Origin of the sequence: Brevundimonas sp., assembly GCF_030656255.1 — a bacterium.
GTDB lineage: Bacteria > Pseudomonadota > Alphaproteobacteria > Caulobacterales > Caulobacteraceae > Brevundimonas.
This window is the reverse complement of the sequence record NZ_JAUSOE010000070.1, coordinates 16,893-43,744: the sequence shown is the minus strand read 5'-3', so window position 1 is coordinate 43,744 and position 26,852 is coordinate 16,893. Positions and strand designations below refer to the sequence as shown.

The 26,852-nt window shown below is 68.8% G+C and carries 29 protein-coding genes; 11 read left to right on the top strand and 18 right to left on the bottom strand.

Annotation, left to right across the window (positions count from 1 at the left end; all coding sequences use genetic code 11):
- Positions 1 to 59 precede the first annotated feature (59 nt).
- The 3 genes from Q7J26_RS07590 to Q7J26_RS07580 all read right to left on the bottom strand — a co-directional run bounded on the left by Q7J26_RS07590 (position 60) and on the right by Q7J26_RS07580 (position 4,908).
- Positions 60 to 569 (bottom strand): GNAT family N-acetyltransferase, encoded by a 510-nt coding sequence (locus Q7J26_RS07590; protein WP_304935877.1) that lies wholly within the window; start codon positions 567 to 569, stop codon positions 60 to 62.
- Positions 566 to 2,635, bottom strand: coding sequence for a S46 family peptidase (locus Q7J26_RS07585; protein WP_304935876.1), 2,070 nt, complete (start codon positions 2,633 to 2,635; stop codon positions 566 to 568). Before Q7J26_RS07585 ends, Q7J26_RS07590 begins: the two co-directional genes overlap by 4 nt.
- 179 nt (positions 2,636 to 2,814) lie before the next feature.
- A complete protein-coding gene (locus tag Q7J26_RS07580) occupies positions 2,815 to 4,908 on the bottom strand; it encodes a S46 family peptidase (RefSeq protein ID WP_304935875.1) in 2,094 nt (697 codons plus the stop codon).
- Between the two features lie 214 nt (positions 4,909 to 5,122).
- Between Q7J26_RS07580 and Q7J26_RS07575 the strand changes: the two genes are divergently transcribed.
- From Q7J26_RS07575 to Q7J26_RS07565, 3 genes are read left to right on the top strand one after another with little or no spacing between them, the layout of a single operon-like run.
- Positions 5,123 to 6,295, top strand: coding sequence for an ABC transporter permease (locus Q7J26_RS07575; RefSeq protein WP_304935874.1), 1,173 nt, complete (start codon positions 5,123 to 5,125; stop codon positions 6,293 to 6,295).
- Complete coding sequence (locus tag Q7J26_RS07570; protein ID WP_370651922.1) at positions 6,292 to 7,059, top strand: ABC transporter ATP-binding protein; 768 nt, start codon at positions 6,292 to 6,294, stop codon at positions 7,057 to 7,059. Before Q7J26_RS07575 ends, Q7J26_RS07570 begins: the two co-directional genes overlap by 4 nt.
- A gap of 34 nt (positions 7,060 to 7,093) precedes the next feature.
- Positions 7,094 to 8,098, top strand: coding sequence for an efflux RND transporter periplasmic adaptor subunit (locus Q7J26_RS07565; RefSeq protein WP_304935873.1), 1,005 nt, complete (start codon positions 7,094 to 7,096; stop codon positions 8,096 to 8,098).
- 9 nt (positions 8,099 to 8,107) lie between these two features.
- On the opposite strand, the gene Q7J26_RS07560 is transcribed toward Q7J26_RS07565, so the two are convergent.
- Together Q7J26_RS07560 and Q7J26_RS07555 are read right to left on the bottom strand one after the other, a co-directional pair.
- Positions 8,108 to 8,905: a crotonase/enoyl-CoA hydratase family protein gene (locus tag Q7J26_RS07560; protein ID WP_304935872.1), complete on the bottom strand. Its 798-nt coding sequence runs from the start codon at positions 8,903 to 8,905 to the stop codon at positions 8,108 to 8,110.
- Positions 8,906 to 9,020: 115 nt separating this feature from the next.
- The gene (locus Q7J26_RS07555; protein WP_304935871.1) at positions 9,021 to 9,173 is read right to left on the bottom strand and encodes a hypothetical protein; all 153 of its coding nucleotides are present in this window, start codon (positions 9,171 to 9,173) and stop codon (positions 9,021 to 9,023) included.
- A gap of 156 nt (positions 9,174 to 9,329) precedes the next feature.
- Here Q7J26_RS07555 and Q7J26_RS07550 point away from each other — a divergent pair, with 156 nt between their 5' ends.
- Both Q7J26_RS07550 and Q7J26_RS07545 read left to right on the top strand, forming a co-directional pair.
- Positions 9,330 to 9,548, top strand: a complete 219-nt coding sequence (locus Q7J26_RS07550; protein WP_370651921.1) for a DUF1289 domain-containing protein — start codon at positions 9,330 to 9,332, stop codon at positions 9,546 to 9,548.
- 74 nt (positions 9,549 to 9,622) lie between these two features.
- Positions 9,623 to 10,138, top strand: a complete 516-nt coding sequence (locus tag Q7J26_RS07545) for a TIGR02281 family clan AA aspartic protease (RefSeq protein WP_304935870.1) — start codon at positions 9,623 to 9,625, stop codon at positions 10,136 to 10,138.
- Here Q7J26_RS07545 and pgsA read toward each other — a convergent pair.
- Complete coding sequence (gene pgsA / locus Q7J26_RS07540; protein ID WP_304935869.1) at positions 10,135 to 10,779, bottom strand: CDP-diacylglycerol--glycerol-3-phosphate 3-phosphatidyltransferase; 645 nt, start codon at positions 10,777 to 10,779, stop codon at positions 10,135 to 10,137. The genes Q7J26_RS07545 and pgsA overlap by 4 nt on opposite strands.
- A 44-nt stretch (positions 10,780 to 10,823) precedes the next feature.
- Positions 10,824 to 11,444: a carbonic anhydrase gene (locus tag Q7J26_RS07535; RefSeq protein WP_304935868.1), complete on the bottom strand. Its 621-nt coding sequence runs from the start codon at positions 11,442 to 11,444 to the stop codon at positions 10,824 to 10,826.
- Between the two features lie 68 nt (positions 11,445 to 11,512).
- Here Q7J26_RS07535 and Q7J26_RS07530 point away from each other — a divergent pair, with 68 nt between their 5' ends.
- Complete coding sequence (locus tag Q7J26_RS07530; protein WP_304935867.1) at positions 11,513 to 11,749, top strand: antitoxin; 237 nt, start codon at positions 11,513 to 11,515, stop codon at positions 11,747 to 11,749.
- Positions 11,750 to 11,760: 11 nt separating this feature from the next.
- Positions 11,761 to 12,138, top strand: coding sequence for a type II toxin-antitoxin system VapC family toxin (locus Q7J26_RS07525; RefSeq protein ID WP_304935866.1), 378 nt, complete (start codon positions 11,761 to 11,763; stop codon positions 12,136 to 12,138).
- Positions 12,139 to 12,144: 6 nt separating this feature from the next.
- Here Q7J26_RS07525 and uvrC read toward each other — a convergent pair whose 3' ends face one another.
- Genes uvrC through Q7J26_RS07500 form a run of 5 tightly spaced genes read right to left on the bottom strand, consistent with a single transcriptional unit; the run spans position 12,145 to position 16,735 of the window.
- Positions 12,145 to 14,010, bottom strand: a complete 1,866-nt coding sequence (gene uvrC / locus Q7J26_RS07520; protein WP_304935865.1) for an excinuclease ABC subunit UvrC — start codon at positions 14,008 to 14,010, stop codon at positions 12,145 to 12,147.
- 16 nt (positions 14,011 to 14,026) lie between these two features.
- Positions 14,027 to 14,473, bottom strand: coding sequence for a DMT family transporter (locus Q7J26_RS07515; RefSeq protein WP_304935864.1), 447 nt, complete (start codon positions 14,471 to 14,473; stop codon positions 14,027 to 14,029).
- A 31-nt stretch (positions 14,474 to 14,504) separates the two neighbouring features.
- The gene (locus Q7J26_RS07510) at positions 14,505 to 15,365 is read right to left on the bottom strand and encodes an alpha/beta hydrolase (RefSeq protein WP_304935863.1); all 861 of its coding nucleotides are present in this window, start codon (positions 15,363 to 15,365) and stop codon (positions 14,505 to 14,507) included.
- Positions 15,366 to 15,417: 52 nt separating this feature from the next.
- On the bottom strand, positions 15,418 to 15,891 hold the full coding sequence (locus Q7J26_RS07505) for an NUDIX domain-containing protein (protein WP_304935862.1): 474 nt from the start codon (positions 15,889 to 15,891) through the stop codon (positions 15,418 to 15,420).
- Between the two features lie 22 nt (positions 15,892 to 15,913).
- Positions 15,914 to 16,735, bottom strand: coding sequence for a sulfotransferase (locus tag Q7J26_RS07500; RefSeq protein ID WP_304935861.1), 822 nt, complete (start codon positions 16,733 to 16,735; stop codon positions 15,914 to 15,916).
- 258 nt (positions 16,736 to 16,993) lie between these two features.
- Between Q7J26_RS07500 and Q7J26_RS07495 the strand changes: the two genes are divergently transcribed.
- The 4 genes from Q7J26_RS07495 to Q7J26_RS07480 all read left to right on the top strand — a co-directional run bounded on the left by Q7J26_RS07495 (position 16,994) and on the right by Q7J26_RS07480 (position 20,532).
- Positions 16,994 to 17,755 (top strand): SDR family oxidoreductase, encoded by a 762-nt coding sequence (locus Q7J26_RS07495; protein WP_304935860.1) that lies wholly within the window; start codon positions 16,994 to 16,996, stop codon positions 17,753 to 17,755.
- Positions 17,756 to 17,759: 4 nt separating this feature from the next.
- Complete coding sequence (folB, locus tag Q7J26_RS07490) at positions 17,760 to 18,158, top strand: dihydroneopterin aldolase (protein WP_370651920.1); 399 nt, start codon at positions 17,760 to 17,762, stop codon at positions 18,156 to 18,158.
- A gap of 60 nt (positions 18,159 to 18,218) precedes the next feature.
- Positions 18,219 to 19,310 carry an undecaprenyldiphospho-muramoylpentapeptide beta-N-acetylglucosaminyltransferase gene (gene murG, locus Q7J26_RS07485; protein WP_304935859.1) on the top strand — a complete coding sequence of 364 codons (1,092 nt, stop codon included), beginning with the start codon at positions 18,219 to 18,221 and terminating at the stop codon, positions 19,308 to 19,310.
- A gap of 70 nt (positions 19,311 to 19,380) precedes the next feature.
- Entirely contained in the window at positions 19,381 to 20,532 is a 1,152-nt protein-coding gene (locus Q7J26_RS07480) for a mechanosensitive ion channel family protein (protein WP_304935858.1), read from the top strand.
- Here the strand turns inward: Q7J26_RS07480 and Q7J26_RS07475 are convergent.
- From Q7J26_RS07475 to Q7J26_RS07450, 6 genes are all read right to left on the bottom strand, one after another.
- Complete coding sequence (locus Q7J26_RS07475) at positions 20,483 to 20,896, bottom strand: surface-adhesin E family protein (RefSeq protein ID WP_304935857.1); 414 nt, start codon at positions 20,894 to 20,896, stop codon at positions 20,483 to 20,485. The two genes, Q7J26_RS07480 and Q7J26_RS07475, sit on opposite strands and share 50 nt — an antisense overlap.
- Positions 20,893 to 24,330: an AAA family ATPase gene (locus Q7J26_RS07470; RefSeq protein ID WP_304935856.1), complete on the bottom strand. Its 3,438-nt coding sequence runs from the start codon at positions 24,328 to 24,330 to the stop codon at positions 20,893 to 20,895. The genes Q7J26_RS07475 and Q7J26_RS07470 overlap by 4 nt, the downstream gene beginning before the upstream one ends.
- A gap of 12 nt (positions 24,331 to 24,342) precedes the next feature.
- The gene (locus Q7J26_RS07465) at positions 24,343 to 24,933 is read right to left on the bottom strand and encodes a thioredoxin domain-containing protein (RefSeq protein WP_304935855.1); all 591 of its coding nucleotides are present in this window, start codon (positions 24,931 to 24,933) and stop codon (positions 24,343 to 24,345) included.
- Between the two features lies 1 nt (position 24,934).
- The gene (locus Q7J26_RS07460) at positions 24,935 to 25,552 is read right to left on the bottom strand and encodes a DsbA family protein (protein ID WP_304935854.1); all 618 of its coding nucleotides are present in this window, start codon (positions 25,550 to 25,552) and stop codon (positions 24,935 to 24,937) included.
- Between the two features lie 5 nt (positions 25,553 to 25,557).
- Positions 25,558 to 26,205: a DsbA family protein gene (locus tag Q7J26_RS07455; RefSeq protein ID WP_304935853.1), complete on the bottom strand. Its 648-nt coding sequence runs from the start codon at positions 26,203 to 26,205 to the stop codon at positions 25,558 to 25,560.
- 95 nt (positions 26,206 to 26,300) lie between these two features.
- Positions 26,301 to 26,852, bottom strand: coding sequence for a DUF721 domain-containing protein (locus Q7J26_RS07450; RefSeq protein ID WP_304935878.1), 552 nt, complete (start codon positions 26,850 to 26,852; stop codon positions 26,301 to 26,303).

Here is a 26,852-nt window from a genome sequence, read left to right as displayed (position 1 = left end):
GCGCCGCTGGGTTCCGGGTCTCCGCTGCGCTGCGCCCGGAATGACGAAAGAAGAAGTGGCTAGAGCCCCTTCTCCAACACCACGAAGTCCAGCTCCGGCCGGGGCGGATCGACGGGCAGGGGGCGGGTTTCGCCGGTGGGGTGGTAGCCGCGGCGTTGGTACCAGGCGATCAGTTCGGCGCGGCGGTTGATGACGGTCATCTCCATGCGGCGGGCGCCGAAGCGGGTGACGGCCTCGGTTTCTGCGGCGGCCATCAGGCGGCGGCCCAGGCCTGAGGCCTGCAAGGTGGGCTCGACTGTCAGCAGGCCGAGATAGGTCCGGTCGTCGCCGACGCGGGCGACCTGGACGCAGCCGATCAGGACGCCGTCCTGATGCGCCAGCAAGACGACCCGCTCGGGATCGGCGATCAGGGCTGACAGTTCGTCGACGCTGGTGCGGGTGTCGGACAACAGGTCCGCCTCATGCGTCCAGCCGACCTTGGCCGTGTCGCCGCGATAGGCCCGCTCGATCAGCGGATGGAGGGCGGCGACGTCTTCGGGCGTCGCGGGGCGGAAGGCGATCTCGCTCACTGTGAAACGCCCAGCTCCGCGACTAGATGGTCCATGCCATAGACGTCGCGCAGGGCCACGGTGACGGCCTGGGTGGTGACGATGACGCTGCGGTTGACGGCGCGGTCGTAGCCGTAGGCGTTGCGCTGGGTCAGGACGGTGGAGTCGAAGTTGGCGCCGATGATCTCGCCTTTCGCGTTGATGGCGGGCGAACCGGACGAGCCGCCGATGGTGTCGGTCGAGACGGCCATGTCCATGACGGCGTTCGGGTCGATCCGGTCCTTGGCCGCCAGCAGTTGGGGCGCGACGGCGAAGGGCTCGGCCCCGGTGGCGCGGTCCCACAGGCCGGCGAAGGTGGTGAAGGCGCCGAACCGCTGGCCCGGCACGTCCGAGCCTTCGACCTGGCCGTAGGTCAGGCGAAGCGTGCCGGTGGCGTCGGGATAGACGGCGTCGCCATAGGCGGCGAAGCGGGCGGCGGCCAGCTGTTCCGAGGCGCGGTCGGTCGGGGCCTGGACCCGCGTCTCCCAGGCGTCGCGGACGGCGCGGGCGTCAGCGTCTATGGCCAGGGCGTATTGGATCATCGGATCGGTCGAGGCCTGGACGGCGGCGAGACCGCCCGTCCACAGGGCGCGGCGCGCGGCCGGGTCGGCCAGGGTCGTGCCGGCGACGACGCGGGCCGACAGGGTCTCGGGGCTTTCCTTGCCCAGCAGGGTCCGGACGGAAGGGTTGTCGACCGTCAGCCATTCACGCGTCTTGGACAGCCACCATTCCAGACGGATCTGCTCCAGCTCGGGATAGGTGGGGCGTTCGGCGAACAGGCGAGATTCGACGCCCGACAGGCGGCTGTCGGCGAACTCGGGCAGGCGCTGGTCGGACGGCTTGGCCCGCTCCTGGGCGCCGCGCACCAGGGTGCGGGCGTAGGCGAACAGCTGCGACCCGCCGGCGACGGAGGTGGTGCCCAGGCCCGTGCCGCCCTCGAGCAGGGCCATGGACGGATAGAGTTCGCGGGCGACGGGCTGGACCGCGCTGAGGCTGGACCAGGGATCGACGCCGGATGCGGCGGCGCGGGCGCGGAAGTCGGCTTCCTGTTCGGCCTTCCTGGCCATGAAGGCCGGATCGATCAGGGCGGCCATCCGGCCACGGCCGCGCTTGTAGGTGTTCTCAAGGCCCACGATGGGGTCCATGGCGATGAAGGCCTGCTCCTCGCCTTCTTCGGAATAGCGGATCAGCCGGCCGCGCAGCTCTGATGCAATAAGCTGGTCCAGCGGCAGGACCACGTCGCGGATGGTGATCAGTTGATCCATCGTCAGCAGGCGCTGGGTCGAGCCGGGATTGCCGGAGATGAAGACGGCCTCGCCTTCGGTCGGCTTGTTCGGGTTCCAGGCGAAATGGGTCTGGGTCTCGACCGGCTTGCCGTCCTCGTACAGGCGGATGAAGGCGGCATCGATGGCGAAGCGGGGGAAGGAGAAGTTGTCCAGGTCGCCGCCGAAGGTGGCGGCGCGATCCTCGGGCGCCCAGGCCAGGCGGACGTCGGAATATTTGCGGTACTTGTAGAGTTTGAACTGGCCGCCCCGGTACAGGCTGACGACCTGGCAGCGGATCTTGGGGTCATTGCCGCAGGCTTCGCTTTCGATCCGTCCCGCCTCGGCGTCGCGGGCCTGGGTGAAGGCCTGGCCCTCAAGCCCTTCGCCCGCCTTGTGCATCCGCTCGGTCACGTCGCTGATGTCGGTCAGAATCTCGGCGGTGGCGCCGGGGCATTTCAGCTCTTCCTCGCGCGACTTCGGCGTGAAGCCGGTCTCGGCGTAGTTGACCTGGGGCGTGGACAGGTTGGCGACGCAGGTGGCGACGCAGTGGTTGTTGGTCATCACCAGGCCCTGGCCCGATATCACGCCGGCCGAACAGCCGCCGAACTTCACCGACGACAGGCGGACACGGTCCAGGAAGGCCTGGTCGATGTTCGTCCCCAGCGCCTGGTTGGCGCGGGCGATGGGGAAGTTATCGTAGGTCCACATGCCTTCTTCGGCGCTGGCCGAGGAGGCAAAGGCGAGGGCGATGACGGCGGCGGAGGCGAGAAGGGCGAGGCGCATGGGGGGCTCCAGAACTCTCCCTCCCCGTCCGGGGAGGGTGGCCGGCGCGCAGCGCCGGACGGGTGGGGGCGGCAGGGCGACAAGGGGGCGGTCCTGTGATGGATCGCCGAGCCCTTCCCACCCGGTCGCTTCGCGACCCCCTCCCCCGAGGGGGAGGGAGAGGCGCTTATGCGCCGGTGTTACCGGCGAACGCCCAGTTCGCGCAGCAGGCGCGGCTGGTTGTAGACGGTGCGCAGGGCCTCGGTGATGGCGGCGGTCGAGACCGTCACCGTGCGGTTCAGTTCGCCGTCGTAGCCGAAGCTGCCGCCCAGCGAGTGGATGTTGCCGTCGAAGGCGGCGCCGATGACTTCACCCTTGGCGTTGATCACGGGCGAGCCCGAATTGCCGCCGATGATGTCGTTGGTCGAGACGAAGTCATAGACGGTCGACTTGTCGATCTTGCCCTCGGCCGCCATCCAGTCCTCGGCGGCGTTGAACGGCTCGGCGCCGGTGTTGCGCTCGTACAGGCCGCCGATCTCGGTGAAGGGCGCCACCGTCACGCCGCGATAGGTCCAGCCCTTCACCTGGCCGTAGGACAGGCGCAGGCTGAAGGTGGCGTCGGGATACAGGTTGGTGCCGTAAACCGCGAACCGGGCCTGGGCGATCTTCTCGCCCGCGCGGCTGGTCGGGCCGGAGACGGCGGCCTCCCACTGGGTGCGGACGGCCTGAGCCGCCGGGTCATTGGCCAGGACGAACTGGATCAGCGGATCGCCCGAGGCGGCCAGCTGTTCCGGCGTCATGGCCAGGGCCTGGGCGCGGAAGGCCGGATCGGCCAGGCGGGTGCCGTCCACCAGGCGTTCGGCGATCTGTTCCGGACTTTCCTTGCCCAGCAGGGCCTTCACGTCGGTATTGTCGACGGTCAGATATTCGCGGGTCTTGGACAGCCAGAAGTCCAGATAGATCTTCTCAAGATCCGTCGAGATCGGCGTCTCGGTCGCCAGGCGGCGGCCCAGCGAGGCGATGTCGGCGTCCGAATAGCCGGCGCGGCGTTCGGCGACCGGCTTGGCCCGTTCCTTGGACGCGCGCACGATGGCCTTGGCGTAGCTGTACAGCGACGAGCGCTGGCCGGCGGCCGATTCCAGCTGGCGATAGGGCAGATACAGGTCGCGCTGGGCGGTCGAGACGCGCTCCAGCTCGGCCCAGGGATCGCCGATGCGCTGGGCCAGGGCCGGATCGGCGGCGACGCGCTGGCGCAACTCCTGCTCCTCGGTGCGCTTGGTCGCCATGAAGGCCGGATCGGTCAGGGCGCCCTGCTGGCCGTAGAAGACCTTGAAGCCGTTCTCCAGGCCGAAGATCGGATCGACCGAGACGCGCTTGGCCTCTTCGCCGGTGGTCGAATATTCCAGCAGGCGGCCGCGCAGTTCCGAGGTCTGGATCAGGGTCAGGGGCAGCTGCTGGTCCCGCAGCGCCTCCAACTGGGCCATGGTCAACAGGCGCGAGGTCGAGCCGGGGTTGCCGGCCACGAAGGTGACGTCGCCTTCCTTGGGCGCATTGGCGTTCCAGGTCAGGTGGTTCGGCGTGGCGACCGGCTTGCCGTCCTCGTAGATGCGCAGGAAGCCGGCATCCAGGGCGTAGCGCGGGAAGTTGAAATTGTCGGGGTCGCCGCCGAAGAAGGCCGCCTGGAACTCGGGCGCGAACACCAGGCGCACGTCGTCGTATTTGCGGAACTTGTACAGCTTGTACTGACCGCCGCGATAGAAGCTGATGACCTGGCAGGTCAGTTTCTGGTCGTCGCCGCAGACTTCCTTCTGGATCTTGTCGATCTCGGCGGCCCGGGCCTGGACGAAGGCGGCGCCTTCAAGCCCGGCGCCGGCGCCGACGACCCGGTCGGTCACATCGGTGATGTCGGTCAGGATCTCGGCCGTCTGGCCGGGGCATTTCTTCTCGTCCTCGCGCGTCGCGGGCATCCAGCCGTTCTTGACGTAGTCGTTTTCGGCCGTGGACAGGTCCTGGACGCAGGAGACGACGCAGTGGTGGTTGGTCAGGATCAGACCCTCGCCCGAAACCAGCGAGGCCGAGCAGCCTTGCAGGCGCACGGCCGCGTTGCGCACCCGATCCAGCCAGGCCTGGTCGATGTTCGTGCCGTATTTCTCGTTCACCGTCGCAATTGGGAAATTGTCGAAGGTCCACATGCCCTCGTCGGCCTTGGCCGGGGTTGCGGGGGCGGACAGGACGACGGTCGCGGCGCCGAGGGCGGCCAGCGAGGCGGTGAGACGAAGCGAGGGCAGCGACATTCAGGACTTCTCCGGAGTGCGGATCGAATTTGACCCGACTGTTATCTTGTAACTAGCGCCGTTTTGTCGGCGCCGCCAAGAGGCTGAAACGGGCTTAATCGTTCGGTTTGGGGCGCGCAATGTGACGAAGCGGCAAAGCCTTACCCCGATTTAACTTGGCCGTGAGGCGGCGCGCGCTCAGATAGGCAGACGTATCGGGGGTTTATCGACGACCATGTCGCTTGCGCTATCTACGCTGCTGTTCGAGTGGCGCCGCTATATGGCGGCGGTCATGGCCCTGGCCCTGTCCGGTCTGCTGGTCCTGGCCATGACCGGTGTCTTCATCGGCATCGGCAAGGGCTTCACCGCGACCATCGAACGGTCGGGCGCCGACATCTTCATCATGCAACCCGGCGCCAAGAGCCTGATCAGCGGACCGTCCGGCGTGCCGCGCCGGTTCATTCCGCTGGCCTATAATCACCCCGAGGTGATCGAGGTCATGCCGCTGGACGGCGCCGGCGGCACCTTCCAGAACATCAAGAACGTCGATCCGACCAAGAGCCAGGCGGACAACGCCAGCCAGGGCGCGCCCCGCCAGAAGTTCGTTCAGGCCAGCATCATCGACACCCGCCCAGGTTCGGTGACCATTCCGACCGACTATTCCCAGGAACTGGTGGACGCCCTGCGTCAGCCCTACACGGTGGCGGTGGATGAAACGGCGCTGTCGACCCTGGGCGTCAAACTGGGCGACAAGGCTCTGTATAATGGTCAGACCGTCACCATCGTCGGCGTGACGCGCGGCTATCCCAATATGATGCAGCCCGGCGTGGTGATGTCGCGCGACACCCTGCGGATGCTGGGGCAGGCGGACACCGGCCCGCGCGTCGGCCCGCTGATGGTCAAGCTGCGCGATCCGGCCCGCGCGCCCATCGTCGTCGCCCAGCTGAATGAGATGGGCGCCGGCCAATGGAAGGCCTGGACCAAACAGCAGCTGGCCGAAGCCAACGCCGGCGCCATGTTCGAGGAAGGCATTCTGGTCATCATCATCGGCGGCTGCGTCGTGCTGGGGATCATCATCGGCGTGGCCATCACCTGGCAGACGCTGCGCGGGGCCATCATGGCCAATATCAAGGAGTTCGCCTCGCTGCGGGCCCTGGGCGTGGGCATGGGATCGCTGAGGCGGATCGTGGTCGAGCTCAGCTTCTGGGTCGGGGTGGTGGGGGTGTTCGCCGCCATCTTCCTGACCTGGCTTGTGTCATTGCTGGCCATGGCCGGGGCGGTCATCATCGCCCTGCCGTTCAGCCTGCTGCTGGTCGTCGGGATCGGCTTGATCCTGATCTCCATGGTGTCCGGCCTGCTGTCGCTGGGCATCCTCAAGAACAGCCAACCGGCGGACCTGCTGCGATGAACGACATGTCATTCGGTCACACCAAGGTTCACGGCAAGCACGGCGATTACGCCATCGAGGCCAAGGGACTGGTCAAGCGGTTCAAGTCCGGCAAGTCGTGGGTCGAGGTGCTGAAGGGCGTCGATTTTGACGCCAAACACGGCGACCTGACCATGGTCATGGGGCCGTCAGGCTCGGGCAAGTCGACCCTCATCGCGGCGCTTTCGGGCCTGCTGCGGCCCGAAGAGGGGCGGGTCGACGTGCTGGATATCGACGACTTGTGGAAATTTTCGTCGGGCCGGATCGACAAGTTCCGGCTGGATAATTGCGGCTTCATCTTCCAGGGCTTCAACCTGTTCCCGGCCCTGACGGCGCTGCAGCAGGTCGAGACCGTGCTGAAGTTCCAGGGCCTGACCTCGGGCCAGGCGCGCAAACGCGCCACGACCGCCTTGGAAGAAGTCGGCCTGGGCCATCGCCTGCACCAGCGGCCGGCGGCCCTGTCGGGCGGCGAGAAGCAGCGGGTCGCCATCGCTCGCGCCCTGGCCAAGGACCCGAAGATCCTGTTCGCCGACGAACCGACCTCGGCCCTGGACGGCGAGAACGGCCAGGTGGTGATCAAGCTGCTGCGCCGCGCCGCCACCGAACACGGCGCCGCCGTGATCTGCGTGACCCACGACCCGCGCCTGGAGGCCTGGGCCGACCGGGTCATCCATATCGAGGACGGCAAGATCCTGGACGATCAGCGCCGCATCCCAGATCCGAACGCCATCCTGGCGTCCCACTGAACACAACGACGAAATCCCTTAGGACGATACGCCCATGCCCGGCTTTCTGAAGAAAAAACGCACCTGGCTCGGCCTGCTGCTGGTCATCGTGCTGGTGGTCGGCTTCATGCTGTTCCAGTCCTCGGCCAAGACCAAGAAGGCCGAACAGGAGAAGGCGGCCGCGACCAAGGTCGAGAGCCCCTATGCGGCCATCGCCAACGGCAAGGTCGATGTCGAGGGCGGCATCATCCAGATCGCGGCGCGTCGCGGCGGCATCGTCCGCGAAGTCCTGGTGCAGGAGGGCGACACCGTCGTCGCCGGTCAGATCCTGGCCCGCCAGGAAGACGACGAGGCGCGGCTGGCGGTGCAGAGCGCCCAGGCCGCCGTGGCCCAGGCCGAAAGCCAACTTGCCCAGATCCGCGTCGATATCCGCACCGCCCAGCGCGAACGCGACCGTCTGCAGCGTCTGGTCGCCACCAACTTCGTCGCCGCCCAGCGCATCGACCAGGCCCAGGACGCCATCGCCTCGGCTCAGGCGCGCCTCGGCTCCCAGACCGCCGCCGTCCAGACCGCACGCGCCCAACTGGACCAGGCGCGCTATGATCAGGAACTGACCATCATCCGTGCGCCCAGCGCCGGCCGGATCGTGCGTCGCTACGCCAATCCCGGCGCCGGCGCCTCGACCCTGAACGTCTCGACCATGTTCGATCTGGAGCCGGATGCGCCGCGCATCGTCCGCGCTGAAGTGGTCGAAAGCGACCTGCCGAACCTGCGCGACGGCCAGGCCGTCGAGATTACGCCGGAAGGCGACACGACCAAGGTCTATATCGGCGCCGTCATGCGTCGGGCGGCTGTGTTCGGCGCCCGCAAGCTGGCCTCGGACGATCCCTCGCAGCGCACCGACGAGCGGGTGGTCGAGGTCGTGGCCTCGGCCGGCGACGCGCCTCTGCTGATCGGCCAAAGGGTTCTGGTCAAGTTCATGAAGCCGGGCGAGACCGCCGGCGCCAAGCGCGCCGTCGCCGCCGGCGTCGGCCCGAACCAGGCGATGCGCCCTCAGTAAGCAAACGGATCAGCGGCCGGTGAATTCGCCTGGCCGCTTGTCCAGCACGGCGTTCACGCCCTCCAGATGGTCGTCGGTCATGTGGGCCAGGGCCTGCATCGCGGCCGAGAGCTCCAGGATCTGTTCGAAGGTCTGATCGCGGCCTTGGCGCATCAGGGTCTTGGCCATGCGCAGGGCTTGGGGCGGCTGGGCGGCGATCTGGCCAGCGGTGACCAGGGCTTCTTCCATCAACCGGTCGTGCGGCACGACCCGGTTGACCAGGCCCCAACGCTCGGCCGTCTCGGCGTCGACGCTGCGGCCGGTGAACAGCATTTCGGCGGCGCGGGCGTAGCCGACGTCGCGCGGCAGCCGCCACGCGCCCCCGTCGCCGGGAATGATGCCCAACTTCAGGAAGGGCACGCCGAAGCTGGCGCGGTCCGACGCGATGCGGATGTCCGCCGTGGCGGCGATGCCGCAGCCCAGGCCCATGGCCGGGCCGTTGACGGCCGAGACCAGCGGGATCTCCAGATCATAGAGGCTGCGGACGATCCGGTGGACGACGCGGCGATAGCGCGCGCGGATGTCGGCGCCGGACCCCTCGAACAGATCGCGGCGGTCGCGCATGGCGGTCAGGTCGCCGCCGGCGGAGAAGGCGCGCCCGGCGCCGGTCAGGACCACGCATTTGACCGTCATGTCCGCATTGGCGCGGGCGCAGGCCTCGGCGAACTCTTCCCCGTCCGTCATATCGGGCAGGGCGTTCAGCCGGGCCTCGCGGTCCAGCGTCCAGACCAGGATCGCGCCCTGTCTCGTTTCAGTGATCAGGCCCATGGTCGTCTCCCTCGTTCCCCGCCGTCATCGACCGCGAACGCCGCGTCAGGCAAGCCCGGAATTGCAAAAGCCCCGGCTGGACCGGGGCTTCCGCAGCATCAGGCTTTCGAGGCCGTCAGCGTTTCTTGGGCGTATAGGGTACGAAGTTGGACGGATGGCTGACCGCCCGTCCCGAGTTCGACGGCAGGTGCCGACTGTTGACCAGCATCCCGCCCCAAAGGGCGAAGGACATCATGGCGTGTTGGAGGTTACGCTCCTTATCGTTCATTTTGGCGTCTCCTTTCGCAGAACGATGAAAAGAGACGCGTCGTACCTATGGAATCTCACCATCAGTCGTTTCGCGTCAGAGCCCAAGATAGACAGCTTCGCGGAAATTGCAAATTTATCGATCAGCAAGCGGAGTATATTTCTTGACGGTGTCACATTGAGCGAGGCCCCGCGCCCGGCCGGGCCGCCGAAGTCGATCGCCACGCCCTGCGTCATGGTGTGCGCCGTCGACGGCGAAAGCGGCCTGTGTCTGGGATGTTTCCGGACCTTGGGCGAGATCGCTGGATGGCGCGCGCTCAGCGACGCAGAACGGGCGGCGGTGATGGCGGATCTGCCGTCTCGACGGTCTCGGGTGGACCCGGCCAAGCTGGGCTAGGTCGGTCGGGGCTTAAGGTTTCGTCAGCCAAGTCGGTTCACCGCATTCCAACCTGGGTCGGATAGGCAGGGTCCATGATCCGCATCGACCTTCAGTCCGCCGCCGTGATGAGCGTCGCCCTTGTGGCCTCGTTCGCGACAGCTTTGACGATCCGTCATCTGCAAGGCGGAGAGGCCGCCATGGCGGCGACCGCCGATGTCGCGATCACGGCCTCCGCGTCTGGAACCCCGACCCAGGTGGTCAAGGGACCGGACGGCCATTACTGGGCCCAGGCCAAGATCGAAGGCCGTGCGGTGCAGGTGCTGGTGGATACGGGCGCCACCGTGGTGGCCCTGACCCGCGCCGACGCGCGTCGGCTGGGCGTCGATCCGGCGCCCGAAGCCTTCACCGGCAAGGTCCAGACCGCTTCGGGCGTGGTGCGGGCCGCGCCGGTCGACCTGAAGACGATCTCGGTCGCCGGCGTTCGGGTCGACTATGTCGAGGCCCTGGTGGTCGAGGACGGCCTGACGTATTCGCTGGTGGGCAGGAGCTATCTGGGCCGGCTGTCCGCTTTCGAGGCGACGCCGAACGGCTTGACGCTCAGGCCCTAAAGATCCCGCATCTGGCGTTTGGCTTCGCGGAAATACTGCCAGCCGGTCCACAGGGTGATGACGGCGGCGAACCAGATCAGGAAGACGGCGAAGGATTCGAACGCCGGCTGCCACGACAGGGGCGAACCGTCCGGCTCCTGCAGGCCGAAGGCGGTCCACAACAGGGTCAGCTGAAGCGCGGCCAGGGCCACCATCTGCACGGTGGTCTTCCACTTGGCGGCCAGGGTCACGGGCAGTTCGATCCGACCGGCCATGGTCTCGCGCAGGGCCGAGACCGCGAACTCACGGAACAGGATCAGGCCGCAGGGCAGGGCGATGCCCGGCAGGGAGCCGGAGGCGAGCACGCCAAGGATGGCCCCCGTGATCAGCACCTTGTCCGCGATCGGGTCCAGAATGGCGCCCCAGCGTGTGGTCGAGTTCCAGCGGCGCGCCAGGAAGCCGTCGACCCAGTCGGTCGAAGCGGCGATGACGAAGATCCAGAAGGCCCAGATCCCGAACTTGGCCTGGGTGTCCGGCGACAGCCAGGCGTCCAGCGCCCCCGGCGCCGCCCCGGCCATCATGGCGAACATGACCACCCCGGCGAACAGGCGGATGCCGGTCAGGATGTTCGGAATGGGATTGGCGCGGTGGGCGGTGGTCATCGTCATGTCCGTTGCAACGCGCCGGGTGTGGCATGGTTCGGCGATCACGCCAACGGTTCGAACCTCGACTTGTTGGTCAGGGCGCGCAGGACGCCGTCGGCGATGCCGAAATGCAGGCCGGTCAGGGTCAGTTCGCCGGCCGCCTCGCGTTCGGCGATCCAGGGGAAGGTGCGCAGGTTTTCGATGGACAGGCGGACGACGGCCTCTTCGGCGGCGCCTTCGACCTGGTCTTCGGACACTTCCTCGGCCACGCGGCGGACCACCGCCGAGCCTTGCGCCACCCAGGGGGCTACGAAGTCGGCGCAGCTGTCGGGCGCGCCGTTCAGCATGGCGTTGACCCCGCCGCAGTGGGCGTGACCCATGACCACGATGCGCTTGACGTTCAGCACCTTGACCCCGAACTCCAGCGCCGCCGAAACCCCGTGCAGCAGGCCGTCGGGCTCATAAGGCGGCACCAGATTGGCGACGTTGCGCACCACGAACAGCTGGCCGGGCGCCGCGTCGAAGATCAGGGCCGGATCGGCGCGGCTGTCCGAACAGGCCACGATCAGGGTGTGCGGCTTCTGGCCCTGGGCCAGGGCTTCATACTCGGCGCGGGCGGCAGGCCATTGGTCGGCGCGGAAGCGGCGATAGCCGGCGGTCAGTTCATCGTTGATGTCGCTCATAAGGCGCCTGTAGCGCTTTGAGCCGCGTCGATAAATCGTGTATACGTGTGTATACAAAGGAGCGCGCCATGCCCGTCACCAGTCGAACATTCCGCAGCGGCAACAGTGAAGCCGTACGCCTGCCCAAGGAATTTGCGTTTGGGCCGGGCGTCGAGGTCGAGATCGATCGCAAGGGCGACGTCGTTACCATTTCGCCTAAGCGAAAACCTGTCAAAGAGATGCTGGCCAAGCTTCGTAGCCTGCCTAAGCCGGCCAGCATCGGTATTCGCCACGAGGTCGAGATCCCCGAACGTCCGGGTCTCTAGGCGTGGCCTATATGCTTGACACCAATGTCGCCATTCATCTGCGGGATGGCGACGCGCTGATCGACGAACGGGTGGACGCCCTTGATCCTCCGCTTCTGCTGTCCGTCATCAGCCGCGTGGAGTTGGAAGCCGATCTTGGCCGGCTGGACGCAAGCACCGCAGAACGGCGGGCGCGGTTGGACGCTCTGCTGGAGGTCGTGCCGGTGCTTCCATTCGGATCCGACGAGGCGAAGGCGTACCGCGTCATCGTCGAAACCTGCGGCTTCTCACGCCGCAAGGTTTTGGACCGGATGATCGCGGCGCAGGCGATCACTTCGGGCGCGACGCTGGTGACCCGCAACGCCGACGACTTTCGCGACATTCCCGGCCTGACCCTGCTGGAGTGGTGAGGCGGCCTATGGCTGCCTGAAGAAGGCGTGGATGCGTTCGGCCAGGGGTTGGTTGATGCCGTCCACCTTGACCAGGTCCGACACCGAGGCGCGGCCGACGCCCTTGGCGGAGCCGAAGGCGTGGAGCAGGGCCTTCTTGCGGCCCGGGCCGACGCCTTCGATCTCGTCGAGGGGATTCTTCTTGATGTCCATCGAGCGGCGCTTGGCGTGGGCGCCGTTGGCGAAACGGTGGGCCTCGTCACGGAGCCGCTGGAGATAGTAGAGGGCCGGGGACTTCAGCGGCAGCATGAAGGGCGGCTTGCCGGGCATGAAAAACTTTTCCATGCCCGCGTCGCGATCCGGCCCCTTGGCGACCCCGACCACAGCGATGTCGTCCAGGCCCAGGTCGGCCAGGACCGCCAGCACCTCGGCCAACTGCCCGGCGCCGCCGTCGATCAGCAGCAGGTCGGGACGGACGGCGTCCTCGCCCTCTTCCTCGTCCTTGACCAGGCGGGCGAAGCGGCGGCGCATGACCTCGCGCATCATGCCGTAGTCGTCGCCGGGCGTCAGATCCTCGCCCCGGATGTTGAACTTGCGATACTGCGACTTCTGGAAGCCGTCGGGGCCGGCCACGACCATGCCGCCGACCGCGTTCGTGCCCTGGATATGGGCGTTGTCGTAGATCTCGATCCGCTCGGGCCGGGTCTCCAGGCCGAAGGCCTCGCAGACCTCGTCCAGGATTTTCCCTTGGGCCGAGCTTTCGGCGAGGCGGCGGCCCAGGGCCTCGCGGGCGTTGGTCAGGGCGTGGTCGACCAAGGCCAGCTTCTCGCCGCGCATCGGGCGGACGATCTCGATCTTGCGGTCCGCCTTCATCGAGAAGGCCTCTTCCAGCAGCTCCAGCTCGTGCGGGCGGACGTTGGAGAGGATCAGGCGCGGGATCGGCTTGTCCTCGTAGAACTGACCCAGGAAGGCGGCCAGGATCTCAGGATCGGTGTCGGTCTTGTCCACGCGCGGGAAATAGGCGCGGCCGCCCCAGTTCTGGCCGGCGCGATAGAAGAAGACCTGGACGCAGGCCTGGCCGCCGTCGGAGTGCAGGGCGAAGACGTCGCCTTCGGCCACGCTGTCGGCGCTGACGGAGTTCTCCATGGAAATGGCGGACAGGGCGCGGATGCGGTCGCGCACGCGGGCGGCCTGTTCGAAATCCATCTCGTCGGAGGCGGCCTGCATCTCCTGCGACAGGCGGCCGATGACGGCGCGCGACTTGCCGCGCAGGAACTGTTCGGCCTCTGTCACCAGCTCGCCGTAGTCTTCCAGCGAGATCAGGCCGGTGCAGGGGGCCGAGCAGCGCTTGATCTGGTGCAGCATGCAGGGGCGTGTTCGGGTTTCGTAGACACTGTCCGAACAGGACCGCAGCAGGAAGGCCTTCTGCAGCGTATTCAGGGTTCGATTGACCGCCCAGGTCGAGGCGAAGGGGCCGAAGTAGTGGCCGGGGGTGGTGTGGGCGCCGCGATGCTTCTTCACCTGGGGCGCGCGGTGGTCGCTGCGGATCATCAGTTCGGCGAAGGACTTGTCGTCGCGCAGCAGGACGTTGAAGCGCGGCTTCAGCTTCTTGATGAAGTTGGATTCGAGCAGCAGGGCCTCGGTCTCGGACGCCGTGACGACCAGCTCCATCGACCGGGTCTGGGCCACCATCAGGCCGATGCGCTGGGTGTGGAACCGGCCCTGGGCGTACTGGACGATGCGCTTTTTCAGCGACTTGGCCTTGCCGACATACAGGCAAGAGCCGTCCTCGCCGTACATGCGATAGACGCCCGGCTTGTCGGGCGCCCGACGCGCCTCGTCGGCGATCAGCGCGGCGGCCGTCAGGTTCGAATCGAGCGTCTCCTCGGTCATCCGGGGGGATATAGGCTCACGACCGCCGAACCAGAAGGACGCCCGCTAAGACCAGACCGACCCCGGCGATCCGGCCCAGGTTCAGCGGCTGGCGCGGGACGCCCAACGCGCCGAAATGGTCGAGGATCAGGCTGAGCAAAAGCTGGCCGCCGACCATCAGGGTGATGGTCATGGCCACCCCCAGGCGCGGCACGCCCCAGGCGGCGGCGACCACGAAACAGGCGCCGTAGACCCCGCCCAGCCAGGCGTACCAGGGCAGCGCCCGGGCGGCGGCGAAGTCGGGGCGGGTATGCATCAGGGCGGCGACGATCCCCAGCACCGTGGTGCCGACGGCGAAGGAGATGAAGGCGGCGTTGACCGGCGAGGCGACGGCGGTCGCCAGCTTGGCGTTGGTCGGCGCCTGGAGGGCGGTGGCGCCCCCAGCCAGGACGACGATGAGGAGGGCGATCAGGGACGGGTTCATGCGCCTTGGCTAGCACGGCCCCGGCCGTTTGCTAGCCCGAGATGAAGCGAGCGGCGCGTTCGCCCTCGGGGTCGCCGGCGACGCCGAAGCCGCGGTTAATGGTCATGTGGCTGTCGTCGGGGGCGGCGACGACATCGGCCCGGCCGCCGGCGCGGGTCAGGGCGTCGGCCAGGCCGCGGCTCTGGAGGGCCGAATCCTGACGCCGGGCGACGTGGAAGATCAGGAAGGGCGGATAGGCCACGTCGGGGCGGACGCGCAGGGTGGGCGACAGGGCGGCGGCCTGGTCGCCGAAGGCCTGGTCATAGGTCTGGCCCAGCCACTGGTCGAGCCGGCCGTCCCCGCGCGAGGCGGTGGCGTCATAGCCGGCGCCGTCCAGCAGTATGACCCCCGCCAAATCCGACGGCTTCAGCCCGACCGCGCCCAGATAGTCGGGGTCGATCCCGACCAGGGCGGCCAGATGGGCGCCGGCCGAATGGCCCAGCAGATAGAGGGGGCGGCCGGGCAGGCGGCGTTTCAGGTCGGCCACGGCGGCGGCGACGTCCATGGCCGATTCGCGGGCGCTGACGGCGGGCGCCAGACGATAGCTGGTCGAGGCCAGGGTCAGGGCGTGGCGTTGGGCGTAGGCGGGCAGTTCGCTGACCATCGCCCGTTCACCGCGCGACCAGCCGCCGCCGTGGACGAACATCAGGATCGGCCCGGAGCCGTGGTCGGCATAGACGTCATAGGCCTGGAGCGGATCGGTGCCGAAGGTCCAGGTGTGGGCGGGGACGACGGCGCTGCGGCCGGTCTGGGTTTCCCGGCGTCTCAAGCGGCGCTGGGCCAAGGCCGGAGTCGAGAGCGGCAGGGCGGCGAGGGTCAGGCCCATCAGGGCGGCGCGGCGGGAGACGGGCATGGGACGTCCTTTCGTGACCCTCAGAATAACGCCGTGCGCCGTCCGATCCGCCTCACCAATTTGTATCGATTTGTACGCCGTCGAACATCTCGGCCAGTCGCGCCCGCGTGCTGCGGTGGGCGTCGTCCGGCAGGTCGGAGGGAGAAAACCAGCCGATCTCGGCGATCTCGCCATGACTGGTGCGCTCGCCGCTGTCGAAGGCGTCGATGCGAAAGACCACGACATGATCGCCAGGGAAGAAGCGTTCGTTGGAATGGATCGAGACCAGGCGCGGCGCCCCCCGCGCGATCAGCCCCGCCTCTTCGTGCAGTTCGCGCACCACGGCGGCCTGGGTGGTCTCGCCCTTGTCCACTCCGCCGCCGGGCAGCCACCAGCCGGCCAGATAGGTGTGCTTGACCAGCAGCACCCGCCCCTCGTCATCCACCGCCACCGCCCGCACCCCCAGGGTCATGCCGCGCGTCAGCCGCGACCAGGCGAAGAACAGCGGCCGGGTGAAGGGTTCGATGCGGGTGCGCCAGGTGCTCATGCCGCGACCATGGCATTAGGGATCACCGTTGGGTCAAGAGCCGCGCCGATGCGGGCACCCTGTTGCGGATCACGTAAAGGGCGATGTCGCGCAAGCGAGGCAGGCGTTCCTTCAGGCGGCGGCGCAGGGACGGGGTCTCGGCGTTGACGCTGGGGCGCAGGTCGGGTTCGACCCCGTCCAGCACCTGCATCCAGCTTCGGTCGGGCTCATAGCCCAGGGCGATCAGGTCGCGGCACAGATCGCCGTGACGGCGGATCTGACCCTGGATGCGGGGCAGGTGACGCCGCCAGGCGCCCAGGCTGGACGGACAGACCGGGCGGATCTGGCGCATGGCCGGCAGCCATTCCGAATTGGGGCGGCGGACGGCCAGATGATACTGCGAAAACGGGCGCAGCGGCCGCAGCCAGGGCATGGCGGTCATCAACTCGGCCTGGACGGCGTCGGGCTGGGTCACCAGCCGGTGGTAGTCCACGACGTGAAAGCGCGGATGGCCCTGGGCGCGGGCGGCGGCGCGGGCGGCGCGGCGCCAGACCCTCAGATTGGTGAAATAGCGACCGGGATGGGCGCCGTGCTCGCTGGTGACGATCTCTCGCGGATCGCGGGCGACGTAGATGACGTCCAGGCGCGGGGCGAACCTCAGGATCGAGACGGCGGCGTCCACCTCGCCCGGACATTTGGAGCAGACCAGACGCCGGTCGCGCGGGACGCGGCGACGGAGGCGCTGCTCGGCCTCGATCGGTCCGTCGATGTCGAAACAGGTCAGGACCATGACGTGAAGCAGGGTGGTGCCGCTGCGGGGCGCGCCGGTGATGTGGAGGCGTCGCGGGCGGGGATCGTCGTGCATTCGGGGCCTCGTCGGGGTGAGGCGCCAGTGAAGCCGAGCAATGCGGGCGTCGTTTGGTCTTTGGGTGTCGCCTGCGTTTCGGTCCGGGGGCGGATGTTTCGAGGGTGCGACGGAGAACGAGAGCCGCAGGCGGCTTGAACCGCCTCTAATCTCCCTCTAGTCCTTAAGCCGAACAGGAGCATCCCATGCTGGCTCTCGGCATCATCTTCGGCTTCATCGCCGTCCTCTCGGCCTTTAACTTCTTCGAGTTCGGTCGGGTTGACTGAATCCTCGGCGAGCGCGGGCCGGGGCGTCGCCCTGGTCACGGGCGGGGCGCGGCGGATCGGGCGTGCCATCTGTCTGAAGCTGGCGCGAGCCGGGTTCGACGTGGCGATCCATCATCATGCGTCGGGCGAGGACGCCCGGACCCTGGCCGACGAGATCGCGGGCCTGGGGCGGCGCACGTGCCTGTTGCAGGCGGACCTGACGGACGAGGCCAAGGTGCGGGCGCTGGTTCCGGCGGCGGCGGATTCGCTGGGGCCGGTCAGCGTGCTGGTCAACAACGCCTCGGTGTTCGAGGACGACCGGGTCGGCGGCCTGACGCGTGACAGCTGGGACCTGCATATCGAGACCAATCTGAGGGCGCCCATCGTGCTGGCGGAAGCTTTCGCCGCCCAGACCGTGGAAGGCGTGATCATCAATCTGCTGGATCAGAAGGTGTTGAAGCCGGATCCGCGCTTCTTCTCCTACAGCCTGTCGCGCAACGGCCTGTGGTGGGCGACCCAGACCCTGGCCCAGGCCCTGGCGCCGGGCATTCGGGTGAATGGCGTGGGGCCGGGGCCGACCCTGCCGTCCATCCATCAGACGCCCGAGGAATTTGCGGCCGAGGCGCGCGGCACCCTGTTGCAGACGCCCGGCAGCCCCGAGGCGGTGGCCGAGGCCGTGCTGTGGCTCATTGACGCGCGCATGGTCACGGGCCAGATGATCGCCGTCGATGGGGGCCAGCATCTGGCCTGGCGCACCCCCGACATCCAGGAGTAGCCGCGTGGTTCAGTCGTCGTCGGTCTCGCCGTTCCCGGCGGACGAACCCTTGCGCTACGAGCGGCTGAGCGTCTTCGTGCGCGGGCTGGAGGTCGAGGCCGGGATCGGGGTCTATGACCACGAACAGGGCCGGTTGCAGCGGCTGGTCATCGACGTGACCCTGGAGCTGGAGCCCAAACCCATCGAACGGCTGGGCGACACCATCAACTATGAGACCGTGGCCAATGCGGCGCGGGCGATTGCGGCCGAGGGGCATGTCGGCCTGGTCGAGACCTTCGCCGAACGTCTGGCGCGCGCCTGTCTGGAGGATCGACGGGTGCAGCGGGCCACGGTGCGGATCGAGAAGCCGGGCGCCCTGGCCGCCGTGATCGCGCCGGGCTGCGAGATCGTGCTGGGGCGCTAAGGGCGTCCTTGTCGTCCGGGTTTCAGACTATTCAGACGGTGTTTTTCGGAGACCGCATCCATGACCCAGCTCTGCGTCCTCGCCGCCGGGGGCACCGGCGGCCATATGTTCCCGGCCGAGGCCCTGGCGCGTGAGCTGGCCGCGCGCGGTTGGCGCGTGGTGCTGGCGACCGATCATCGCGGCGAACAATACGCCCACGCCTTCCCGGCCGAGGAACGGCTGGCCCTGGATGCGGCGACCGGTTCCGGGCCGCTGGGCCTGGTCAAGGCGGGCGTCGCCATCTTCAAGGGGGTGATGCAGGCGCGCGAGGCCTTCGACCGGCTGGGGGCGGATGTGGTGGTGGGCTTCGGCGGCTATCCGTCGGCGCCGGCCCTGGTCGCGGCGGTCACGTCGCAGCGGCCGACGGTCATTCATGAACAGAATGCGGTCCTGGGCCGCACCAACCGCGTCCTGGCCCCCTATGTGAACGAAGTCGCCTCTTCCTTTCCGACGCTGGAGCGGGCGCCGGCCAAGGTGCAGGGGCGTTCGCACGTCGTCGGCTCGCCGGTGCGGGCCGAGATCCGCGCCCTGTTTGACCGCCCCTATGCCGCGCCGGTCGAGGGCGGCCCTATCCATGTGCTGGTGACGGGCGGCAGCCAGGGCGCCCGCATCCTGTCCGAGACCACGCCCCGCGCCCTGGGGGCCCTGCCCGAGGCCCTGCGGCGTCGTCTGAAGGTGCAGCAGCAGTCGCGGCCCGAGACGTTGGAGACCGCCCGCCAGATTTATCTGGAGGCCGGGATCGAGGCCGAGGTCGCCCCCTTCTTCCGCGACATGGCCGAACGGCTGTCGAAGGCGCATCTGGTCGTCGGTCGTTCCGGGGCCTCGACCTGCGCCGAGCTGGCGGTTGCGGCCCTGCCGTCGGTGCTGATCCCGCTGAAGATCGCCATGGACGACCACCAGCGCCTGAACGCCAAGGCTCTGGTCGACGCCGGGGCGGCCGAGATGTTGCTGGAGGATGATCTGACGGTTCAGGGGCTGACGACGACGCTGGAGGGGCTGTTGTCCAACCCCGCCCGCCTGTCCGCCATGTCGGCGGCGGCGCGTTCGGTGGCCATCCCTGACGCCGCTGAACGTCTGGCCGATCTGGTCGAGGCGACAGCGAGGCGCTCATAATGTTTCCTCCCCATCGCTTCGCGATAGGGAGGAGACCTCAACCCTTGCGGACCTGATGCGTTAGGAAGCCATGCCTCCCGAAATCATCGCCGTCACCCGCCAGATCCGCGCCCTGTGGAATCAGTTCGACTGGCTGCCCGAATGGGCGGTCATCGTCCTGGTCCTGCTGGTCTTCGTCGGCGGCGGTTGGCTGACGCACAAGATCGTCTTCGCCATCCTGCGCCGGGTCGTGAAGAACAAGGACGTCTTCTGGCGCGGGGCGGTCGAACGCGCCCGGGTCAAGCTGCGCGTCCTGATCATCATCATCGGCGTCGGCATCGGCGTGACCGTCTCGCCGATGGATCCCGGCCCGTCCCAGGACATCCGCAACATCCTGCAGTTCCTGTTCGTCCTGACCCTGGGCTGGCTGGCCTCGGGCCTGCTGGACATGTGGTCGGTGATGCACCTGAAGCGGTACAATATCGCCGTCGAGGACAATCTGCTCGCCCGCAAACACCTGACCCAGACCCGCATCCTGCAGCGGGTGGCCAAGGTGATCCTGTTCATCGTCACCGTGGGCCTGGCCCTGATGACCATCGCCGGCTTCCGCCAGTGGGGCGTCAGCCTGCTGGCCTCGGCCGGGGTGGTCGGCATCATCGCCGGTCTGGCCCTGCAGCCGATCCTGACGAACATGGTCGCCGGCATCCAGATCGCCCTGACCCAGCCCATCCGCCTGGACGACGCCGTCATCGTCGAGAACGAGTGGGGCAATGTCGAGGAGATCACGGCCACCTATGTGGTGGTCAAGCTGTGGGACTGGCGGCGCATGGTGCTGCCCCTGTCCTACTTCATCTCGACGCCCTTCCAGAACTGGACGCGCGAGAACGCCCGTCTGATCGGCACGGCCTTTTTCTACGTCGACTATGAGGCGCCGATCGACCGGCTGCGTGAGGCCTTCGAGGGCATCGTCAAGGCGTCCAAGCTGTGGGACGGCGACGTCCAGGTCATGCAGGTGACGGACATCACCGAGCGTGTGCTTCAGGTCCGCTGCCTGGCCAGCGCGCGGTCCGCCCCGGTGGCCTTCGACCTGCGCTGCGAGATCCGCGAGAAGCTGATGGCCTTCATGCGCGACCAATGCCGCGAAGCCCTGCCGCGCGACCGCCTGGAATGGCCGCAGGGAGAAGAGCGGCCGGTCAGTCCGCCAGCGCCGCCTGGCCCCGAAGGATTGCTTCGTCCAGTCTGAGGGTCTCGCGAACAGGAGCCTCGCCACACGCCACCGCCAGCAGTTCGGCCGCATCTCCGCCCGGCGCCGCCGCATAGGCCGGGGCGGGGTCTGCGGTCGCGGGGCCTTCGGTCCCGTCTTCGCGCAGGGAAGCGAAGTCGAGCCGATCCGCCGTGTGGGCCCGGCAGTCGAAGGCCCAGCGGGACCAGCCGCCGACAAAGGTCACATCCCCGACCTTGAATCCCGCTTCGGTGACCTGAAGCTCGCGCATCCAGGCCGTATCGCCCTCCCGTTCGATGGAGGCGACATCGGCGTAGATGGCGAACCGACCGACGCCGGTTTCGACCAACTGGGGCTCTGCAAAAGCCAGCAGCAGGGCGATCATGCGACCAGTTTCTCCGCCTGGTGCAGGTCCACGCTGACCAGCTGGCTCATGCCGCGTTCGGGCATGGTGACGCCGTACAGCCGGTCCATCCGGCTCATGGTCACCGGGTTATGGGTGATGACGATGAAGCGGGTGTCCGTGCGTGACCGCATCTCGTGCAGCATCTTGCAGAACCGGTCCACGTTCGCATCGTCCAGCGGGGCGTCGACCTCGTCCAGCACGCAGACGGGGGCGGGGTTGGCCAGGAAGACGCCGAAGATCAAGGCGGCCGCCGTCAGGGCCTGTTCGCCGCCGCTCATCAGGCTCATGACCGAAAGCCGCTTGCCGGGCGGGCAGGCGTATATCTCCAGCCCGGCCTCCAGCGGATCGTCGCTCTCGACCAGTTTCAACTCGGCCTGGCCGCCGTCGAACAGGGCCTCGAACAGGGCCTTGAAGTTGGCGTTGATCACATCGAAGGCGGCGATCAGCCGCTCGCGGCCCTCGGCGTTCAGTTCGTCGATACCGTCGCGCAGCTTGGCGATGGCCTGGGTCAGGTCGATCCGTTCCGACTTCATGCTGTTCAGCCGGTCGCCGTATTCGGTCGCTTCGTCCTCGGCGCGCAGATTGACGGCGCCCAGGGCCTCGCGTTCGCGCTCCAGCCCGTACAGCAGGCTCTCGGCGCCGGCGGCGTCCGGCGGCCGGGCCACGGCCTCGTCGGTCAGCTTGCGGGCCAGGTCTTCCGGCGACATCTGGGCGGTTTCGCGCAGGGTGGCCTCGGCCTCGGTCAGTTTTTCGGCGGCGGCTTCGGCGCGAGCGGCTAGACCGGCGCGGGTCTCGCGGGCTTGGGATGCGGCGGCGTCGGCGGCACGGGCGGCGCGGTCGGCCTCGGTCGCGGCGGTGTCGGCCATGGCCATGGCGTCGGACGACGCCTGTTTGCGTTGTTCGGCGGCGGTCAGGGTGTCGAGCAGCTTGCTGCGCTGTTCGGCGAAGCCCTGGGGCGCGACCTCGGCCTGCTTCAGTTGCGCGGCGGTCCGCTCGGCGTCCTTCGCCAGGGCGGAGACGCGGGCGGCGCTGTCCTTGGAGCGGGAGATCCAGCCGTCGCGGGCGCGGGTCAAGCTGCCCAGGCGTTGCTCGCGGCCTTGGCGGTCGCGGGCCTCGGCGTCGCGGTCCGACCGGGCGGTCTGGGCGGCGCTGCGAGCCGCGTCGGCTGCGGCGCGGGCGGCGGTCAAGTCGTCGCGCAGGCCGGCCAGGGTCTCGGATGGAGCATCGACGGTCTGTGCGGCGGCCAGAGCGGCTTCAGCCTCGGCCACCTCGGCGGTCAAGCGCGCCAGGGCTTCGTCCAGGGCCTGGGCGCGGGCTTCGCGGCGGGTCTGGTCGCGGGCAAGGGTTTCGACGCGGTCGCGGGCGGCGGTCACGGCCTTGTCGGCGGCGAAGGGTTTCAGGCGGGCGGTCTTCACCGCCTCCTCGGCGGCGCGGAAGGCGTCGGCGGCGGCTTTTTGCGCGGCCTGGGCCTGCTCCAGCGCCGGCTTGCCCTTATCGATCTCGGTTTCCAGCTCGGCCAGGCGGGTGCGCTGGGCCAGGCGGACGGCGGCGGGGCGGGGGGCCTCGGCGCGGCTGACGAAGCCGTCCCAGCGATAGAGGTCGCCCTCGGGCGTGGCCAGACGGGCGCCGACCGGCAGGGTGCGGGCCAGCTCGGCCGCCTGGGCGCGGGGCGCGACGCCGCACAGGGCTAGGCGGGCGGCCAGTTGCTCGGGGGCCTGGACGTGATCGGACAGGGGTTCGACACCCGTGGGCCAGACCGGCGGGTGGGGATCGGCCCCGCCCCAATAGGCGGCGGCGCGGGCGTCCAGGGCTGCATCCAGATCCTCGCCCAGGGCGGCGGCGAGGGCGGCTTCATAGCCCCGGTCGGCGCGGACCCTGTCGAGGGCGGGCGGATGGTCACGCTTGCCGCCGACCAGCAGCTGGGCCAGGCCGCGCGCTTCGGTCTGCAACCGGCCCAGCCGGTCTTCGGCGGTGCGGGCGGCGGTGCGGGCCTCTTGCTCGGCGCGGGCCAGGTCGCCGCGTTTGGCCTCGGCCGCCTCCACGGCTTCGCGGGCGGCGGTCAGTTCGGTCTGAGCCGTCTCCAGCGTCTGGCGTGCGGTTTCAAGCTCGGGTGTTTCCAGCGGACCCAGGGCGTCACGTTCCCGCTTCGCCTGGTCCAACTGTCCGGCGACGCGTGACAGGCGGGTTTCGGCGTCGCGGCGGCGGGCGGCTTCGGCGGCGGCGCGGGCCTCGACGGCGGCCAGGGCGCCGGCCAGGCGTTCGACCTCGGCGTCGGCGGCCTTGCGGGCCTCCTCGGCGGCGACCAGGGCCTTGTCCAGTTCGGGGCCGCGTTCGGGGGCGGCGGCGATCTCGGCCTGGAGCCGGGTCAGTTCGTGGTCCAGCCGGTCCAGTTCGCGCTGGGCGTCGGCCGCCATATTGGTCTCGCGCTCAGTATCGGCGGCGATGCGGGCGGTTTCGGCCTTGAGGCGGTCCACTTCGGCGCGAGCGGCCTGTTCGGCCATGTCGAGGCGGTCGCGTTCCAGGCTGGCGCGGTGCAGAAGGGCGGAGGCGACGGCGTCCTCCTCCCGCGCCGGCTTCAGGGCTTCCTGGGCGGACAGGGCGGCGGTCTGGGCGGCGGCGGCGGCGGTCGTGGTTTCGGCCACGGCGCGGTCGGCGTCGCGCAGTTCCTGGGCGGCGGACTCGGCGGCGACCTGGGCGTCGTTCCAGCGGACGTAGAGCAGGGCGGCCTGGAGGGCGCGGATCTCGGCGGAAATCTTCTTGTATTTCTCGGCCTGGCGGGCTTCACGTTTCAGCCGGTTCAGCGCCGTCTCCAGCTCGCGGCCGATGTCGTCGAGGCGTTCCAGATTGGTCTCGGCCGCCTTCAGCCGCAGCTCGGCCTCGTGACGGCGGGTGTGCAGGCCGGCGACGCCGCCCGCCTCTTCCAGGATGCGACGGCGGTTCTGGGGTTTGGCGGCGATCAGTTCGCTGATCTGACCCTGGCGGACCAGGGCGGGGGAGTTGGCGCCGGTCGAGGCGTCGGCGAACAGCAGCTGGACGTCGCGAGCGCGGACCTCCTTGCCGTTGATCCGGTAGGTCGAGCCCTGGCCCCGGTCGATGCGGCGCGATACCTCCAGCACCGGGCTGTCGGTGAAGGGCTGGGGCGCACGACGCTGGGCGTTGTCGATGGTCAGGCTGACTTCGGCGTGGCTGCGCGGGGGGCGGCCCGAGGCGCCGGCGAAGATGACGTCGTCCATGCCCTGGCCGCGCATGGCCTTGGCGGAGTTGGCGCCCATGACCCAGCGCAGGCTTTCCAGCACATTGGACTTGCCGCAGCCGTTGGGCCCGACGACGCCGGTCAGACCGGATTCAATGTGCACCTCCGCCGGGTCGACGAACGACTTGAAGCCGACGAGCCGGAGGCGCTGGAACTGCATCGGGCCTGGCGTTTACCGGCGCAGCAGCGGGTCGACGGCGGCCGACAGAGCTTCCAGCGAATGATCGGCGACGGGCTTGCCGTTGACGAAGAAGCTGGGCGTGCCGGCCACGCCGGCTTCTTGCGCCCCGGCGATCTGGGCCTGAAGCGCGGCGCCGGTGGCGGGGTCGCTGAGGCAGGTTTCGATCTGCTCGCGCGTCTTGCCGCTGGCGGCCACGCCGGCCTCGAACCAGGGCTGGGCGCCGGTGGTGCGCAGCTCAGCCTGATCGCGCATGAAGACCTCGGCCACGTCGAAATAGCGGCCGGGCGCGGCGCAGATGGCCACGGCGGCCGCAGCGGCGGCGACATTGGCCGGGGCGGTCGGCAGGTTGCGATGGACCAGCCGGACCTTGCCCGTGTCGATATAGCGGGCCTTGAAGGCCGGCAGGACGTCGTTGTGGAAGTCGGCGCAGTGCGAGCAGGTGAAGCTGGCGTATTCGATCACCGTCACCGGCGCGTCGGCCCGGCCCAGCACATGATCCTGGGCCGTCACGGGCGGCGGCGGCTCGGCGGCGAAGGCCGGGAGCGGCGCGAAAAGAAGCGAGAAGATCAGGGCCAGACGCATGTCAGGGGGCTCCCAGCAGAGGGTCGATCACGGCGGAAAGCTCATCCAGAGACCGGCCTTGGACTTGCTGATCATTGATGAAGAAGGCGGGCGTGCCCGTCACGCCGGCGGCGCGCGCGGCTGCCGTGCGGGTTTCCAGCGCCTTGATGGCCTGTTCGTCGGTCACACAGGCCATGAAGGCCTGTTCGTCCATGCCGTGGGCCGCGGCGATCCGAATGAGGCTGTCGCGCGGCGCCACGCCGTTACGCCATTCCACCTGACTACGCATGATGGCGTCGATTGTGGGGAAGTAGGCGTCCGGCCCGGCGCACCGCGCCATCAGGAAGCCGGCCGCCGCCACATCGGCCGGCGGGGTGGGGTATTCCCGGAAGATATAGCGGACCTTGCCGGAGTCGACGTATTTGGCTTTGAAAGCGGGCCATACCGTCTCGTTCCAGGCGGCGCAGGCCGAGCAGGTGACGGAGGCGTATTCGACCACCGTGACCTTGGCGCCTTCGGCCGCGCCGAGCGCCATTTCGCCCTCGGCCGCCTTGCCGCCCGATTGACCGCAGGCGCCGATGACCAGCGTCGCCGCCAGCATCAGCGCCAGTTTTCCAAACATGCCCGCCCCCCGAAGCATGATCGTTACTTCTTCGCCAGTTCGGCGTCGATGGCCGCGGACAGGTCGGCCAGGCTGGCGCCTTCGCCGCCGGGGGTGATGACCTGGGTATCGTTGACGTAGAAGGCCGGGGTGCCGGTCACGCCTGCCGTGCGGGCGGCCTGGACGCGGGTCTCCATAGCGGCGACGGCGTCCTTGTCGGTGACGCAGTCGTTGAACTGCTGTTCGGACATTCCGGCGGCCTGGGCGGTGCGCAGCAGCCAGTCGCGCGGCGACGAGGTCAGCATCTCCTGCTGGGTGGCCATCAGCTGGTGAACGACGTCGAAATACTTGTCCGGGCCGGCGCAGCGGGCGACCAGGAAGCCGGCTGTGGCGGCGTCGACCGGCGGTGTCGGCAGTTCGCGGAAGACGTAGCGGACCTTGTTCGTGTCGACGTATTTGGCCTTGAATGCCGGCCAGGTGTTGGCCTGCCACAGGGCGCAGTGGGGGCAGGTGACCGAGGCGTATTCGACCACGGTGACCTTGGCGCCTTCCGGCGCGCCCAGACCCATGTCGCCCTCGGCCGCGCCCTTGGAGCCGCCGCCGCAGGCGGCCAGGGCCATGGTCGCCATGGCGGCGCCGGTGATGGCCGCACGGCGGCTCATGCGGGCGAAGCGGGTTTCGAAGTTGGCCATGGGACTTCCTTGGTCGGAGCGTTGCCGGATGATCGCGCGATTCCCGGGGAACAGCGCAACCTTGATCATTCGAGAACAGGTGCGGCGAAGATTTGTCAATCGCGGTCGTTCGAACGCGACAGGGTGGCGCGACCCAGGCGGGCGAGGGCGGCGCGCAGTTCTTCAGGGGCGTCGGCGATGGAGGCGGCCAGATCGGCCTCGGCCTGGGCGGCCAGGGGCGGGGGCTTGGCGGCGCGGTTGGGCCGGGCGGCGGCCTCGGTCAGGGGCTTGATCGGGCCCTGGGCGATGCGGAGGCGATCGACCGAACCGGCGCCGAGGAACAGGTTGACGCGGGCCAGAATGTCTTCGGACTGGTGCTGGACCAGAAGCGCCGCGGCGCCGGCGACGCGCAGCTCCAGCACGCCGGGCTGGCCGGCCTTGCCCTTGGTCAGTTTCTGCGGGCGGGTGACGCGGGCCAGGCGGTCGCCGACGATCTCGCGCCAGCGGGGCTCCAGCGCGCCGGCGCCGCGGCCGAACTTCTCGTCCAGTTTCTTGATCAGCGGCGTCAGGGCCTTGCCGGCGCGCGGCGCCGGGCGCGGCGCCGGGCGGGTGCGGCGGCGCGACAGGATCTCGCGGACCTCGGCGTCTGTGGGCAGCGGGCGGCGCAT